We start from the raw sequence: 13,800 nt of genomic DNA, 5'->3' as shown, positions 1-13,800 counted from the left end.
AGAATAAGGGTGTATCGGATTTGGTCAGCATACTCAGGGACCTGGAAGTAGAGGAGGATTTACCGGTGATTTACTCTAGGCGTCTTGACTCTATCATTCTGTCAGATGTTCACATAGGATACGAGGAGGAGATGGCGTCAAAGGGAATATTCTTGCCTAGGATACAGAAGAAAAGGTTTCTATCCATTTACAGAAGAGCGCTAGACGTATTCAAGACAAATAAGGTAATTATTAACGGTGATATGAAGCATAGATTCAACGGACTTGGTAGACAGGAAAAAGAAGATCTCACAGAGATATTCAAGGACATGAAAGAGAACGGGACTATCGTGAAATTGATAAGGGGTAATCACGATAATTATATTTCTCTTGTTACAGAAAAATTCGATAATATAGAGCTCCTAGACGAGATAGAGAGCGAGGATCTGTTTATTTTTCACGGACATAGGGAGATAGAACCCAAGGACGGCAAAATTTACGTGATAGGGCATGAACATCCCAGGATTTCAATAAGGGACAAGCTTGGGTTTGCCAAGAAGTTCCAGTGCTTCCTTGTCTCGCCTATTGCGGGAAACTCCTATGTTATAGCCCTACCTGCGCTGGGAGGTTATCAATCGGGTAATGACATCTCCCTAGTTCATTCAGGCTACATGAGCCCGTTGATGAAAAGACATGCCATCTTAGAAAAAGCAAAACCCTTCGTAATAGTGGAGAATGAAGGGATAATGGAGTTTCCGGAGCTTAACCTCTTAAAAAATATCATCCTATAGGGAAAAGGGATTATTCTGCTATGTTGTCACAGTTTGACCTCGACGTCAAGTGAGTTTACTATCTCCTTATATCTATTTCTTATGGTAACCTCGGTGATGTTCAGAACCTCTGCAAGTTCTTTCTGCGTCTTCTTGTGATCCAATATGGTGCTGGCCAAGTAGACTGCCGCCGCGGCAACAGATAAGTGGCCCTTCCCGCTGGTTATTGCGTTCTTTATCAGGATCGACGCTATTTCTGCGGCCATGGTTTCCACATGGGGAGGTAACTTAGCCCTGTTAACGATATCTGGTATGTGTTCCAGTGGAGAAGGTCCTCCAAAGTTAGACATGAACGTACTCTTCTGTATAACGTTCTGGACTCTGGTTGAGGCTTTCCAGAAGGCGCTTGAGTCTATGTTGAAAAGCTTCTTTATCTCATTCAACTGGAGTGGGATCTTGTACAGTCTGCTAACATAGAATAACGTCGCTGCAATTAGTGCGTACGTATCAATCCTCCTCGCGAGACCCGATTCGATCAACTTCTTTATGACCCCGGCAGCCGTCTCCTTAACGTATCCAGGTAGTCCCAACTTCGATGCCTCGCTGTTGAGTATCGATAGATACGTAACTAGTTTCTTGTCCTTTGATGTAACCCTTGACTTATTTTGAAGTCTCTGAAGCCTTATTGCCTTCATTTTATCCTTTACTCTTCCACCTCCAATAATGGTGGAAAATCCTTTGTCATGTACCCTATCTGTGATCCCAGCTCCTACCCTTCTCTTCTTGTTCCTATCGCCTGCATCGAACTCTCTCCACTCAGGGCCAGGATCTGGCACGTTTTCTTCAATTACAGTTCCATCCCTGGCACAAACGTAGTTACCATGCTCGGCATCATATATTATCTCAGTACCCTCACAAATGGGGCATTTCATTTCGTCTTACCTCCTGTTTTTCCTAGAGTGTTTGCGCTGTGGAATTTCAAGAAATATTTTTCCTGAGGGTATCGAAGCCATGGGTTCTGCTAACAGGTATGGTTTACTGACGTTTCCTAGAACGTCTAGGACCTTGGCAACTCTCCTCTGGTTTTTATCAAGTAAAACTAGTCCTGAAGGATCATTCTTGGCGTAATCGAAATTTGAATCTGCCCTTATGAGCCACTTGTCACCTAGTACAAGTGACTCAAATTCTCCTATGGGAATTGTTTTTGTGCTCCTCACAAGCTAAGATAGATGCAAATCTTAGACTTATATGTAGTAGTTGATAATACCGCCTTATTTTGACGCTGGGATAATACCTGCTTGGGATGAGGATTACAAGCTTTTTTGTATATAAACGTTCCAGTAGGGTACCATAATTGAAGTATATATCAAATAATATTGTCTTTCAGTTAATATATATATAATCATGTCTACATTAAATAGTTTTAATAGAATATTTTCATTTTAATAAACGCCAATCGGTGTGCTTATTACCACCTCTCGTTGATCTCACCGAACTTCAAGTTTAGGTTTCAAAAACTAAAAACGTGAGGTCTAAAACCAGAAGCAGACTAACCATTTTCATCTCGATGGGATCATTACGAATCATGCGCTCCTTCTATTTAAGATCATTTCCGATATTGACCAAACAGATATTGCATCAAAACAATTCTAGGAAAAGTTATTAACGGAGTACTCTTTATGTAACCCTGATGAGCAATCCGCCAGCAGAGGCCACAGAGGAAAGCATTTACAAGAAAATATCTGACGTGAGAAATGAAATCTCAAGCCTTAAGGAAAAAAGGTACGCTTCAATTGAGGAGATAAGAAAACTAAGACAGAAGAAGAGTGAGAAGATAGAGAGGCTTAAGGCTGTAAGATTACAACTTAAAACTGTTTTTGAGGAATATACCTCAAGGATAAATGAATTAAAAGAGTTAAAGCAGAAAAAAGAGCAATTATTTGAAGTCATTAAAGAAATGAGGAAAGAGTTTGAGGAACTTAGGAATCTCATGAAGAAAACTCAAGGATTGAACCCAGATATCTTGGAAAAGAGGATAAGGAGCCTCGAATGGAGAATACAGACCTCCTCCTTGACGCTTGAGGAAGAAAAGAAGTTGATCCAAAGGATAGCTGACATGGAGAGAAGGCTGAATGAAGCCAAGAAGATCCTAAAGGTAAAGGAGAAAGGGAACGAGGAGAGAGCGGAATTCCTCGCAAAAAGAATAGAGTTGGCTACAATTAGGCAGAAAATTTCGTCATTGATTTCAGAGATAAGTGAGAAAAGGAAGACGCTCAAGAGTTTAAGGGACGAAAGGGATAAGTTAACCAAGGAACTAGACGAGTTAAGCTCGCAAATTGAGGCAAAGAGCAAAGAAATTGATGAGCTAGGGAAACAAATTGAGGCAAAGAGCAAGGAGCTCGACGAACTCATAAAGGCTAGAAAGGCCATGGAACAGGGAGTTACTACCTCCAGGGCAAATATTGCCGAGATCATGGAGAAAAGGAAGAAGGTTGCAGAGGAGAAACTGAAGAAAGGAGAAAGGCTGTCATTCGACGAAATATATGCCCTTTATGGGGATCATCGGGGTAATAATGAAGACGGCGATAATATACATTGATATAGATGACGATTTGAGTAAGGCTGGTGTTTCTACCCCAGTTATAGGAGAGGCTAAAGCTAGGGAAGCCATAGAGAAATCCTCGCGATTTTTGGCCCTAGACTCAGACTTCAATACCATGGTAACTGCGTTCAACATTTACCTTGATATGAAAGCAAATGGAGAAGATGTGGAGATCGTATTTGTTGCTGGGTCACAAAGAGGTGGTCTCGATTCTCAAATGGCACTCTCTAAGCAAGTTGATGAGGTTATTAGAGCTATTAAGCCTGATCAGGCAATCCTAGTTTATGATAGCCCTGAGGACGCAAAGGCTATCCCGGTCATCGAAAGCAGGCTGAAGATAGTGGGAATAGAGAGAGTTATAGTGGAACAGCATAGAGGGGTGGAGGAGACATATATCTTGCTTGGGAAATATCTCAAGAGACTAGTAACGGAAAGCAGGTACTCGAGACTGTTTCTAGGGGTTCCTGGAATAATTCTTTTCGTTTCAAGTATATTGGCAATTGCTGGCCTAACGGCTTACGTCCTTCCCTCCATACTTTTGGTTCTAGGAGGAGCCATGTTAGTTAGGGGATTTGGAATAGATGATGCCATAGAGAGATGGTGGGAGAACTCAACTATCATGGTTATTGTGGCAATTCTATCCTCCATTTCCCTGGTACTTGCTATAATTAACGGATATCTAGTTGCTTCCACAGCTGGACCGCTTTCCATAAGGTCTGCCTCATCGACTTTACTAGCCATACTACCGTATCTCACGTTTTCTATTATCATTTTATACTCAGGTAAGCTCTTGTCTAGAGCTCTATCAAAGGACATAAGGATTTGGCACGATCTATTAAAGATACTCGCATCCATACTTGCCTACTTCGTGCTTACTGGGTTACTTAGAAATCTTGAGAGCGGTGCTTACATAATTCAGATTCAATCATTCTACCTTCTTCTACTTTCCTCGTTCATTTTAATTGCCACATACTTCGTTCTTTCCAATTTCGAGAAAAACAGATTAAGATCACAATGATCAAGAAATTGCCTTTAACTTTTCCCTGACTTCAAGTGGGAGGTCGTCTGTCTTTAGAACTTTCACGTGCCTGCTCTTCTTGGGAACTAACTTGTTAAGGACTATGTATCTTTCCGGGCTGTTTTCATCCCTGTTCTTGAGAACCCTTAACTTAGCGTATCTAGATTTCCCAAGTTCAACGTACACGTATTTTTCGTGTTTAAGTGCCATGATCTCACTTAGGTCTTGCTATTTTAAATTTCTAATTCCTCTTCCTCTTCCACTGCCTTAATGCAGTCTAGTTCCTCTAACTTATCAAAGATTTTTTTCACTGCCTTATAGACTTCGTCCTCCCTCTTGGCCCCTGTTATTACCATCTTTCCACTGCTGAAAATTAGAAGGACCACCCTAGGCTCATCCATTCTAAATATGAGCCCCGGGAACTGCTCTGGTTCATACATGTTATTCTCAAGAAGGAAAGCAGCCTTATCCAGATTTACATGAACGTGCATGTTGGCAGAGGCGACTATGTTCTGAATCTGTATCTTAGGTTTCCCACCTATCCTTATCCCATACCTTCTTAGGCTCTTTATTATCCTCTTAACAGCCTTGATCAGTTCCTCCGTGCTCTTGGCACCAGTGACAACCATTTTACCGGACTTGAAGATCAGGGAGGTTACCTTGGGGCTCTCGAGCCTGAATATGAGGCCCGGGAACTGATCCGGATCATACTCCACATTTGGAACGCTCCTCTCCATGGCGTAAAGATCCAAGGTTTGTTCCAACGTTACCGTTGCTACAATATTTTCAATACTTATTATTGGCTTATAAGCCGGCGAGTTGGAAATACAGAGTCACCAGTAATATAGTTTTTATACTGCTTTATAAACTCCAGCTTTTTATTGCCCTCGTAATTACTAGGGATACCATGTTTGGCTTTATAGGGACGGGGCTATACATATCATGTAACCCCAGATTAATTTAAAATGCGTACTATTTCTTCCCTTAGCGAGAATACTAGAATTTCCGTAGCTCGAATATGATTAAACATGCATATGGGCTTTAGACCTCAGGGATAAACGGTAGTAAAGTAAATAAGCCGGTGATCACATATTATAAAATTAGCCAACGCAGGTGTTAGTGCTTTGGAATCAAAAGTTTCAATGGAAAAAGAAGAGTTAATTCACAAGAAAATTCTTGAGAGTGGCGAGGACGGAATATCACAACAGGAACTGGCGAAGAAGTTAGGCCTCTCCACAAGGGAACTTGCCACAGTTATAAAGAAGTTAATTGATAAAAAGATGATAGCTAAGAAAGCAATAAAGGAGAACGGAAAGAGCGTAATCAAACTCTTTGCAATTAGGACAGTTGAGGAATCCAACATTTACGTAAACCTCGAGAGCATAGAGGAGATCCCCTGCTTCTCTTGTAAGCTTTTGTTTAAGTGTGATAACGGGGCACACGTAAATCCCAGCTCTTGTACTAAGCTTTCTTCCTGGATATTGTCCATGGATCTATGATAAACTTTTGATCTAAAATTCCCTTTGGGCCAACCAACTCATCATTATCTACCACTTGTTTCATAAGTCGCGGAGGATCCCTTCACACATTCCAATATTTCAGAGAATTCCCTGAAAGACTTAAATCCCCTAGGATCAAAGTGCGTCCTGACAGCGTCGCCCAAACACCCTAGGAGTGAGTTCATGGGGGGCATGTTTACCTTGAGCCTTGATGCTAAAACGTCTACCCTATAATAGGGGCCAAATCTATTTTCACGCTCTAGGTATTCTAAGAGTTCAGATATTTTTACTGAGTTTGAGAGATACGAAAACTCAGTAAGTCTATTTTTCATTTCCTTTAAAAATTCTAGATCATTGAATTCTCCAATCCAGGCTGGACCATAATACTTAAGCTCTCCACCACAGACCGGGCATTTCCTTTCGCATTCATCTGAACTCATGAAGGAATAGCCACATCTATCACATTCGTAAAGAGTTCCGAGACTTTCCAGGCTTCTATCAGCCCTCTTGGCTCCATCCTCCATCTTAACGAATAGCCTGTAATAGTAGTCGTGATAAAAGCCCATGAGGGGCCTTATTCCCTTTTCTTGGACTGATGCCTCTTTAACTATCTTACCCAATAGAACCCTCAACCCAGCCTCCTTGGAATAACTCAATCTACTCCCTTGAACTCCATATTTCCTTTTGGAGGAGGTTCTAGACTTTCCCTCAAGTGCTGATAGGTCAGTAGCAGTAACTCCCAGTACCCCTTTCCTTCTCAAGGATGAAATGGCTGAGAAAAGATATGGGGCAGGAGATCCAAAGGGATCCAGGTCTGTGTAGCCTACTTTTACCTGATGCATTAAGGAGTTAGCGTCCGATCTAAGTACCTTACCTGTAATCCCGTTTAGCTCTAAATTCTTCGAGATCAACTCCACGGACACTGGATTCTTATCATTGAAGAGAACTTCTCCCTTGACCCCACTCTCCTTCACGTACCTGATTCCCCTAACCCCAGTGGCTGACATGGCGTCCAATACCGAGGGAGGAGATATAACTGAGACAGCCAAAACACTGACGTCCCTATTAAACACCATTCTGGGGTTATAGAATACTGGAGACCAGGCAGGATCGAACTTTCCCTCTCTGGAGAATTCAGAAGGGTCTGGAATAACTAATCTTGCCTTTCCCTCAATCACTTCTGTTAATTTCATCGCTGAGGCTGTCGATGCTTTCTGAGGTCAGGATTTTAAACCCATCCTTATCCAGCCTCTTCGCCATAGAGGCGCTCTTGACCACTATCACAAGTTCGGACATTAACTCGTTGGCTATTTTAGAAGCTTCTCTTAGTTTCTTTTCTAGTTGATCTTGATTCTTAGGCTCCACCGTAACCAAGACTTTTTTCAAACCCCTTGAGGCGACAACATCTACCGCCGTGAACCTAATGGGAGCTGAGGCGAATCCGGCGTCAGTTAGATTCTTGGCTATCCTCGAACTAATCGTATCTGTTGGTTGGGAATCCGGCTCTAGCTTAGGAAGCGCATCATCGCATACATCGCCTATGACCTCATCCCCAAAGAGATCAATTAGCTTCTCAGCAACCTCTATGGACACATCTGACTCTCCATTTTCATAATCATAAATCGTTTTCCTGGTCACGCCTAGAATCTTAGATAGGTCTCCCATGCTGTAGTTCATTTCTGTCCTTTTCCTTCGGAGAACGTCTGACCTAATCTTGATGAATATTCCTCCCCGAGTCCTATAGATGAAAATCTTCTCTCCCCTTAAGGCCTTCGCCAGGCCCTCCACCGATAACCCAATTACGTTGTCCTTACCTATTGCTATATCCTCCTCTGTATCATCGGTTACCATTACGGGCATACTCCCCACCACTGCTGAGAAGTTCTTGAGATCTCTGGTCTCTTCCTTAGAGGGCCTATCGTTGGATATCTTTATCACGAACCTTCTCTGCTTCCCTCTCGCGATTATATCTATGGACTTCCTGTTCTTCTCTGGATACTCTATTAGGGTGTAACTTATGCCTTCCCTCTCTAAAACGTCTAATACCTCGTCCAACATTCCAGGTATCATTTTAGATACCTTCCTTGTCTTCGTTCACTACAGAAATACTATCATAACCAAGGGTAATAAATATTAATGATTTAAATTCCCTTAAAAGGGATTCCATTTGTCCAACAGAAATTACTTTCCCTGAAATATTGAGGAGAGTGGAGATGGCCTTAATGTCCCATTCAGATCCATTAATAGAGTACTCCCCGGGCGTGGAGAGCTTCACCACAATAAAGGGAATCCTTACCAAGGACCAAAGATAAAGTGGGACTGCATTGGAGAGCTTCCTAACCTCCTCCGGATCAAATTTGTGTTTAAAACCGTTATTTAATGTAATTTCCAGTTTTCCATCCATGGCCTCCTTTAGGGTAATGTATTCTGAGGGCATGGAATCTAGTATATCCCTTAATCCCAGTTGGAAGATTTTATCGAACAAGGATCTAGCCCTTAAACTTAGCTAGTACCATTGCGTGATCCTTGTCGTAAGGATTCAAGTTGATGATCTGCATTACATCAAATCCCTCATTTCTCAGTTTTTCCGCCTCCGCCTTGAATACCTCTGTGGGATCCTTTGTGACGTCAATGCTCCTAGCCTTTATCGCTAGAAGAAGATGTCCGTTATCCTTAAGGAAGTATCTTGCGTTATATATTGCGATATCGGTCTGATCTGGTTGGGCAATATCCACATAAAGTACATCAGCGTCTTCAACCAATGACGAATAATTCTGTGGAAACCTAGCGTCAGCCAGAATTGGGAACAGATTCGGCCTGTGCTGGGCTACTAGAATTAACTCCCTTACTACCCTAGGGGAAAATTCCACGCCATAGACCTTTCCCTCACTCTCAACTATATCTGAGATGTGACTTGGAGTTGTACCTGAGGCTGCCCCGAGGTAGAGAACCTTCGAGCCTTTCTTCACAGGGTTTTCCTTTAATCCCTTAAGAATGGCTCCTGCTAACTTGCTCCTAAAGGCGTTCCATTCCCTGTACTCTACCCCGTCGTAGTTTACCGTTCTCTCTCCATACACAGTAAATCCCTTGGCTAGGTTCTTGGTACAGAGCCTCACTGTACCGTCGACATAAACGCACTCGTAGACGTTCTCCATCTCGGTTTTTCTAACTGTATCCAGAAGTTCTGACATTCTCACTCAACCTACCTTCTCTTTCCCTTTTTCCCCTTTTTATGCTCTCTTTTATCAAATCTCTTCCCCTCTTCCTTAGCTGGTTGTTGTTTTTTGGGTGGTGGCTGGGCATATTTCGTTTTTATCTCCTCGATTCTCTTATTCACCTGTTCCACAAGCTGTGTTCCCACAAATCTTCCGCTATAGGCGTCTATCCTTGATGCTATTGCTAGCTTGGCAGCTAGGGCCCTGGCAATCTTCCCTCTCTGCCATCTGGGAGAGACGTGAATTGCTGGATACTGGAAAATGATTCCATGTTTGGGTGGTCTGCTTCCGCTCTTAAGTGCCCTAAAGAGGGCTTTCTCAGCCCCTAACACTTGAATCGTACTAGCTGGCATCTTAGAAAGTTCCTCAAGGCTCCCTGCCAGACTTAACAGCCTAGCACCAAGGGTGGGACCCACTAGTTCAGTCACGTTGGGAGCTACTTCCCTCATAATTGAGTCCAAGTAGTCGTAAAGCGAGTTCCTTAGCTTGAAAAGAGACAAAATCGTGTTAGCCAGATCCCTGATGGAGTTGATATCCGCATCTGAGATGTCTGCTCCTATACTCTTCTTGGCAGCATCGGCTAGCTTCTTAGCCCTTTGCTCATTAAGTCCTATCTCGGTTAACGTCTCCACCGTTACATTATCCCTATAACCAGCCAGGGAAACTATTTTGGCGTATTGTTCATGGTCCTCAACCAGTTTATCGGCTTCGGGGAAGTGTATACTATACCACTCCCTTAATCTTTCGGAGAAAAGGTTAATGGTCTTATCAATATCGTCGATAGCCCTTATGGCCTGTATGGCGAGAAGGTCCCTTTTCTGGGCGGCCTTTCTCAGCTTTCTTCTCGTATATTCTAGAGATACTTGATAAAGGAAATTGTACACTTCGCTCGGATTTTCAGCGAATTTTGTTTTTACTGCTAGTTCAGCGAGAGAACCCCTCAAAGCCCTGGCTCCCACATGATGGGGCTTGGATACAACCTTGATCCCTAAGGTCTGCATCCTTGAGCTCTCCGTTTCGCTTTCCACAACTACTTCCGACGGTTTCAGTTTCTGAATTAATTCCATGGTAGAGGGCATTGGTTCACCTTTCTCGGCGTTTATTAGAATATCAACTACCTTGCCCAGTTCCTTTGGATTAAGGACGTAATCCAAAAGGTTCCCTGACTCATCAAAGGCAAAGGACCCTATTGTGTGCTCAGCCAAATAAATTTTCATTGAGTAAAGCCCGAATCTAGGTAAAGCTCTAAGTTTAAATGTCTTGTTTTACCACATATACATGATAGCAAATGCCATCTCACGGTTCGTTAACAAAGGCCGGGAAGGTTAGGGGACAAACCCCAAAGATCCAAGCTAAGGAGAGACACAAGGAAGTTCCTAGGGTCAGGAATAGAATAGAGTATGAGAAGAGAGTACTCAAGCAAACGGCTCAGAAGCAACAACGTGCACCAAGAAGGATGTAAGGTTTTTTAAATATTTTCTCTTATACCCTGTAAAATGTTAGAAGGTTATAGGGGAAAAGCTCTAGAGTTACTTTCTTCCTTAGGAGCTGAGATAGGTGACGTGTTACAGGTTTATAACGATAAAGTTAGCGTGAAAGGAATCCTTATGCCCTCCTATTCACGTGATGACTCAGTAATAGTCCTTAAGCTCGACAATGGATATAACGCTGGGTTCTCAGTAAACAAGGTTAAGGTAAGCCTACTTGAAAAGGGCAATAGACCACAAGAAAGAAGTGAACATCGAGAGTTACTTCCTGGAAAAGTTAAGATAATCAGCACGGGAGGCACAATTGTAAGCAAGGTAGAGTACGAAACAGGTGCAGTTAGACCTGCACTCAGTACAGAGGAGATCATTAGGTTCGTTCCGGAAATCCAGGAAATTACCTCAATCTCAGCTGAGATTCTTTTCAGCATCCTCAGCGAGAACATGAAACCAGAGTTCTGGGTTAAGATAGCTGAGGCTGTAAAGAGGGCCTTTGATGAGGGAAGCGAGGGAGTCGTCGTGGCTCACGGAACTGATACCATGAGCTACACCGCCGCCGCCTTAGCTTTCTCCATACAGCGTTTGCCTGGGCCCGTGGTACTTGTGGGTTCGCAGAGGAGTAGCGATAGACCCAGCAGCGACTCTGGGATCAACTTGGTTTCATCAGTTCTCTTGGCGAAGGAAGCTCCCTTTGGTGAGGTTGTGGTGAACATGCATGGAGAAAGTTCAGACACCTACACGCTAGCCCACAGGGGAGTAAAGGTTAGGAAAATGCATACTAGCAGGAGGGATGCGTTTCAGAGCATTAACGATCATCCCTTAGCGAAAGTGCTTTGGAAGGAGAGGACTGTGAAAGTGTTGAGGAATGATTATTTGAGAAGGTCCGATGGAGTGGAACTCAATCCAAAATTCGAAAACAGGGTATTCCTCTTGAAATTCTATCCAGGACTGAGACCAGACATCGTGGATATTCTCCTGTCCTCTGGTTACAGGGGCATAATAGTTGAGGGAACTGGCCTGGGCCATACTTCCTCCGACTTTCAAGAAGCTTTCAAGAGGGCAGTCAAGGAAGGGCTATTTGTAGGAATGACTTCCCAGTGCCTGTTTGGGAGGGTAAACATGAACGTTTATCAGACTGGAAGGCTATTACAGCAGTCTGGAGTAGTTCCGCTTGGGGATATGTTACCTGAAGTTGCCCTCGTTAAACTAATGTGGGCTTTGGGTCAGACCTCGGATCTAGAGGAGGTTAAGCGAATCATGTTAACTAATCTAGTTGGTGAGTATAATCCAAGGCATTCCTTGGATCATTTCCCGAGGTGGAAACATGAGTGAATACGAAAAAATGGGACTCAAGGTAGGACTGGAGATTCACCAACAAATCAATACATCACATAAGCTCTTCTGCGAATGCCCCACGACAATGGACGAGGAGAGTCAAGGGGAGCTGGAGAGATATCTAAGGCCTGTGGCCAGCGAACTGGGACAAATAGATGTTGCAGCGTTCTTTGAGTGGGAGAAAGGCAAAAAGGTGGTCTATGAAGTTCCTAGGAGGTCTAGCTGTCTTGTGGAGTGTGATGAAGAACCACCCCATCCCATGAACATAGACGCAATTAAGCTAGGTCTTGCCATGACCCTTGCGTTTAATGGAGAACCCTTGGATGAAATCTTCGTAATGAGAAAAACAGTCATAGATGGTTCTAACACCTCAGGTTTTCAGCGTACGGCGATAGTCGGGCTTGGGGGATACATTAAGGATGTGGATGGCGTGATAACTATCCAGACCATTGCCATAGAAGAAGACGCTGCGAGAAAGCTAGAGGAAACCCCTACCTCTGTTAAATATAACCTGGATAGACTGGGTATCCCGCTCATAGAGATCTCCACAGGTCCTGATATTAGGAGCCCCGAGCAGGCAAAGAGAGTTGCCCTACTCATTGGCCAGATGCTCAGGCTCACAGGAAAAGTGAAGAGAGGTCTAGGAACCATAAGGCAAGATCTCAACGTTTCCATTTTGGGTGGAGTCAAAACGGAGATCAAGGGGGTACAAGACCTGGACATGATACCAAAGATCATTGAGAATGAAGCCAACAGGCAGAGGGAGTTACTCAGGATCAGGGACGAACTGAGAGCTAGGATTACTAGGGAGGATTTTGCCAAAAAAGTTGTGGAGAAAGACCTAACAGAGCTCTTCGCCTCGTCCAGGAGTAGGCTTATTCAATCTGAACTTAAGAAGGGAGGTAAGGTTCTGGGATTACTGGCACCTGGATTTAAGGGGCTTCTAGGAAGACAGGTGATGCCTGGGAGAAGATTTGGGACAGAGATATCAGACTACGTTAAGGCCTTGGCTGGGCTAGGTGGGATATTTCACTCCGATGAGCTCCCCAACTATGGTATAGTGGAGGAAGAGGTTCAAAGGGTGGCCAAGGAACTGGGAGTAGGTGAACTAGACGCTTTCATTCTGGTGGTTGGTCCAGAAGAGAAGGTGAAGAAAGCAATACAGGTGATTAAGGACAGGCTATCTCAGGCGTTTGAAGGCGTACCCAAGGAGACTAGAGCAGCCAATGAGGACGGTACTAGCAAATTCATGAGACCGCAACCTGGTTCAGCTAGAATGTACCCAGAAACTGACATTCCATCCATTCTTTCCAGGGAGTTGCTTGAAGACGCTAAAAAAATGGTGCCACCAACTCCAGAGCAGAAACTTAAGGAGCTAATGAAAATGGGTCTAAACGAGGAACTGGCCAAACAGGTATTGAACAGCCCGAGGTTAGATCAATTTGAGTATTTGACGAGAAAGTACGTCAATGTTTCCCCGACCGTCATAGCGACAACCCTAGAGAACACGTTAAAGTACGTTAAGTCTCAAGGTGGAAACATAGACAAGATATCCGATGGAGATATTGAAGCCGTGATTGCGAGCGTGAGCCAAGGAAGGATAACCAAGGACTCCATTCCGCAGATACTCCTTGAGTACTCCACACCTAACTCCAACGTTGGGATAGAGAGCGTCATTTCCAGGTATACCGGAATTTCCGAGGAGGAATTGATCAATCTGATCAAGGAGATAGTGGCCCAGAATAGCGAGGAGGTGAAATCCAAGGGAGAAAAGGCGTTTAGCCTCCTCATGGGCAAAGTAATGGAGAGGGTGAGGGGTAGGGCTGAGGGGAAGAAAGTAGCAGAACTAATAAGGAAAGTAATGAAAGATGAGACTGGATGAAGAGTTACCCCCGAAC

The 13,800-nt window shown here is 43.7% G+C and carries 16 protein-coding genes; 7 read left to right on the top strand and 9 right to left on the bottom strand.

The window, feature by feature from the left end:
* Nucleotides 1-20 precede the first annotated feature (20 nt).
* Nucleotides 21-770 (top strand): metallophosphoesterase, encoded by a 750-nt coding sequence (locus MSED_RS08840; RefSeq protein WP_012021676.1) that lies wholly within the window; start codon nt 21-23, stop codon nt 768-770.
* A gap of 26 nt (nt 771-796) precedes the next feature.
* On the opposite strand, the gene MSED_RS08835 is transcribed toward MSED_RS08840, so the two are convergent.
* On the bottom strand, nt 797-1,681 hold the full coding sequence (locus MSED_RS08835; protein WP_012021675.1) for a transcription initiation factor IIB: 885 nt from the start codon (nt 1,679-1,681) through the stop codon (nt 797-799).
* Nucleotides 1,682-1,687: 6 nt separating this feature from the next.
* Nucleotides 1,688-1,966, bottom strand: a complete 279-nt coding sequence (locus MSED_RS08830; protein ID WP_012021674.1) for a Gar1/Naf1 family protein — start codon at nt 1,964-1,966, stop codon at nt 1,688-1,690.
* A 473-nt stretch (nt 1,967-2,439) separates the two neighbouring features.
* Between MSED_RS08830 and MSED_RS08825 the strand changes: the two genes are divergently transcribed.
* The gene (locus MSED_RS08825) at nt 2,440-3,348 is read left to right on the top strand and encodes a coiled-coil protein (protein ID WP_012021673.1); all 909 of its coding nucleotides are present in this window, start codon (nt 2,440-2,442) and stop codon (nt 3,346-3,348) included.
* Nucleotides 3,323-4,369, top strand: a complete 1,047-nt coding sequence (locus MSED_RS08820) for a DUF373 family protein (RefSeq protein ID WP_012021672.1) — start codon at nt 3,323-3,325, stop codon at nt 4,367-4,369. Before MSED_RS08825 ends, MSED_RS08820 begins: the two co-directional genes overlap by 26 nt.
* Here MSED_RS08820 and MSED_RS08815 read toward each other — a convergent pair whose 3' ends face one another.
* Together MSED_RS08815 and MSED_RS08810 are read right to left on the bottom strand one after the other, a co-directional pair.
* Entirely contained in the window at nt 4,370-4,579 is a 210-nt protein-coding gene (locus tag MSED_RS08815) for a DUF5622 domain-containing protein (RefSeq protein ID WP_012021671.1), read from the bottom strand.
* Between the two features lie 23 nt (nt 4,580-4,602).
* Entirely contained in the window at nt 4,603-5,166 is a 564-nt protein-coding gene (locus tag MSED_RS08810) for a TATA-box-binding protein (RefSeq protein WP_080512771.1), read from the bottom strand.
* 327 nt (nt 5,167-5,493) lie between these two features.
* Here MSED_RS08810 and MSED_RS08805 point away from each other — a divergent pair, with 327 nt between their 5' ends.
* Complete coding sequence (locus tag MSED_RS08805; RefSeq protein WP_012021669.1) at nt 5,494-5,868, top strand: winged helix-turn-helix domain-containing protein; 375 nt, start codon at nt 5,494-5,496, stop codon at nt 5,866-5,868.
* A gap of 44 nt (nt 5,869-5,912) precedes the next feature.
* Here MSED_RS08805 and MSED_RS08800 read toward each other — a convergent pair whose 3' ends face one another.
* The 5 genes from MSED_RS08800 to MSED_RS08780 are packed head-to-tail and all read right to left on the bottom strand — an operon-like array spanning nt 5,913 to nt 10,300.
* Nucleotides 5,913-7,061, bottom strand: a complete 1,149-nt coding sequence (locus tag MSED_RS08800) for a tRNA (guanine(26)-N(2))-dimethyltransferase (RefSeq protein ID WP_012021668.1) — start codon at nt 7,059-7,061, stop codon at nt 5,913-5,915.
* The gene (locus tag MSED_RS08795) at nt 7,039-7,938 is read right to left on the bottom strand and encodes a helix-turn-helix domain-containing protein (RefSeq protein WP_012021667.1); all 900 of its coding nucleotides are present in this window, start codon (nt 7,936-7,938) and stop codon (nt 7,039-7,041) included. Before MSED_RS08795 ends, MSED_RS08800 begins: the two co-directional genes overlap by 23 nt.
* 1 nt (nt 7,939) lies before the next feature.
* Nucleotides 7,940-8,353 (bottom strand): DUF61 family protein, encoded by a 414-nt coding sequence (locus MSED_RS08790; protein WP_012021666.1) that lies wholly within the window; start codon nt 8,351-8,353, stop codon nt 7,940-7,942.
* A 4-nt stretch (nt 8,354-8,357) separates the two neighbouring features.
* Complete coding sequence (locus MSED_RS08785) at nt 8,358-9,059, bottom strand: fibrillarin-like rRNA/tRNA 2'-O-methyltransferase (protein ID WP_012021665.1); 702 nt, start codon at nt 9,057-9,059, stop codon at nt 8,358-8,360.
* A gap of 11 nt (nt 9,060-9,070) precedes the next feature.
* The gene (locus tag MSED_RS08780; RefSeq protein WP_012021664.1) at nt 9,071-10,300 is read right to left on the bottom strand and encodes a hypothetical protein; all 1,230 of its coding nucleotides are present in this window, start codon (nt 10,298-10,300) and stop codon (nt 9,071-9,073) included.
* A gap of 71 nt (nt 10,301-10,371) precedes the next feature.
* Here MSED_RS08780 and MSED_RS08775 point away from each other — a divergent pair, with 71 nt between their 5' ends.
* The 3 genes from MSED_RS08775 to gatE are packed head-to-tail and all read left to right on the top strand — an operon-like array spanning nt 10,372 to nt 13,784.
* The gene (locus MSED_RS08775) at nt 10,372-10,545 is read left to right on the top strand and encodes a 30S ribosomal protein S30e (RefSeq protein ID WP_012021663.1); all 174 of its coding nucleotides are present in this window, start codon (nt 10,372-10,374) and stop codon (nt 10,543-10,545) included.
* A 34-nt stretch (nt 10,546-10,579) separates the two neighbouring features.
* A complete protein-coding gene (gatD, locus tag MSED_RS08770) occupies nt 10,580-11,899 on the top strand; it encodes a Glu-tRNA(Gln) amidotransferase subunit GatD (protein ID WP_012021662.1) in 1,320 nt (439 codons plus the stop codon).
* A complete protein-coding gene (gatE, locus tag MSED_RS08765; RefSeq protein ID WP_012021661.1) occupies nt 11,892-13,784 on the top strand; it encodes a Glu-tRNA(Gln) amidotransferase subunit GatE in 1,893 nt (630 codons plus the stop codon). The genes gatD and gatE overlap by 8 nt, the downstream gene beginning before the upstream one ends.
* Nucleotides 13,785-13,800: the final 16 nt, after the last annotated feature.

Source organism: Metallosphaera sedula DSM 5348 (assembly GCF_000016605.1).
Lineage (GTDB): Archaea > Thermoproteota > Thermoprotei_A > Sulfolobales > Sulfolobaceae > Metallosphaera > Metallosphaera sedula.
This window is presented reverse-complemented; position numbering and strand designations above follow the sequence as displayed.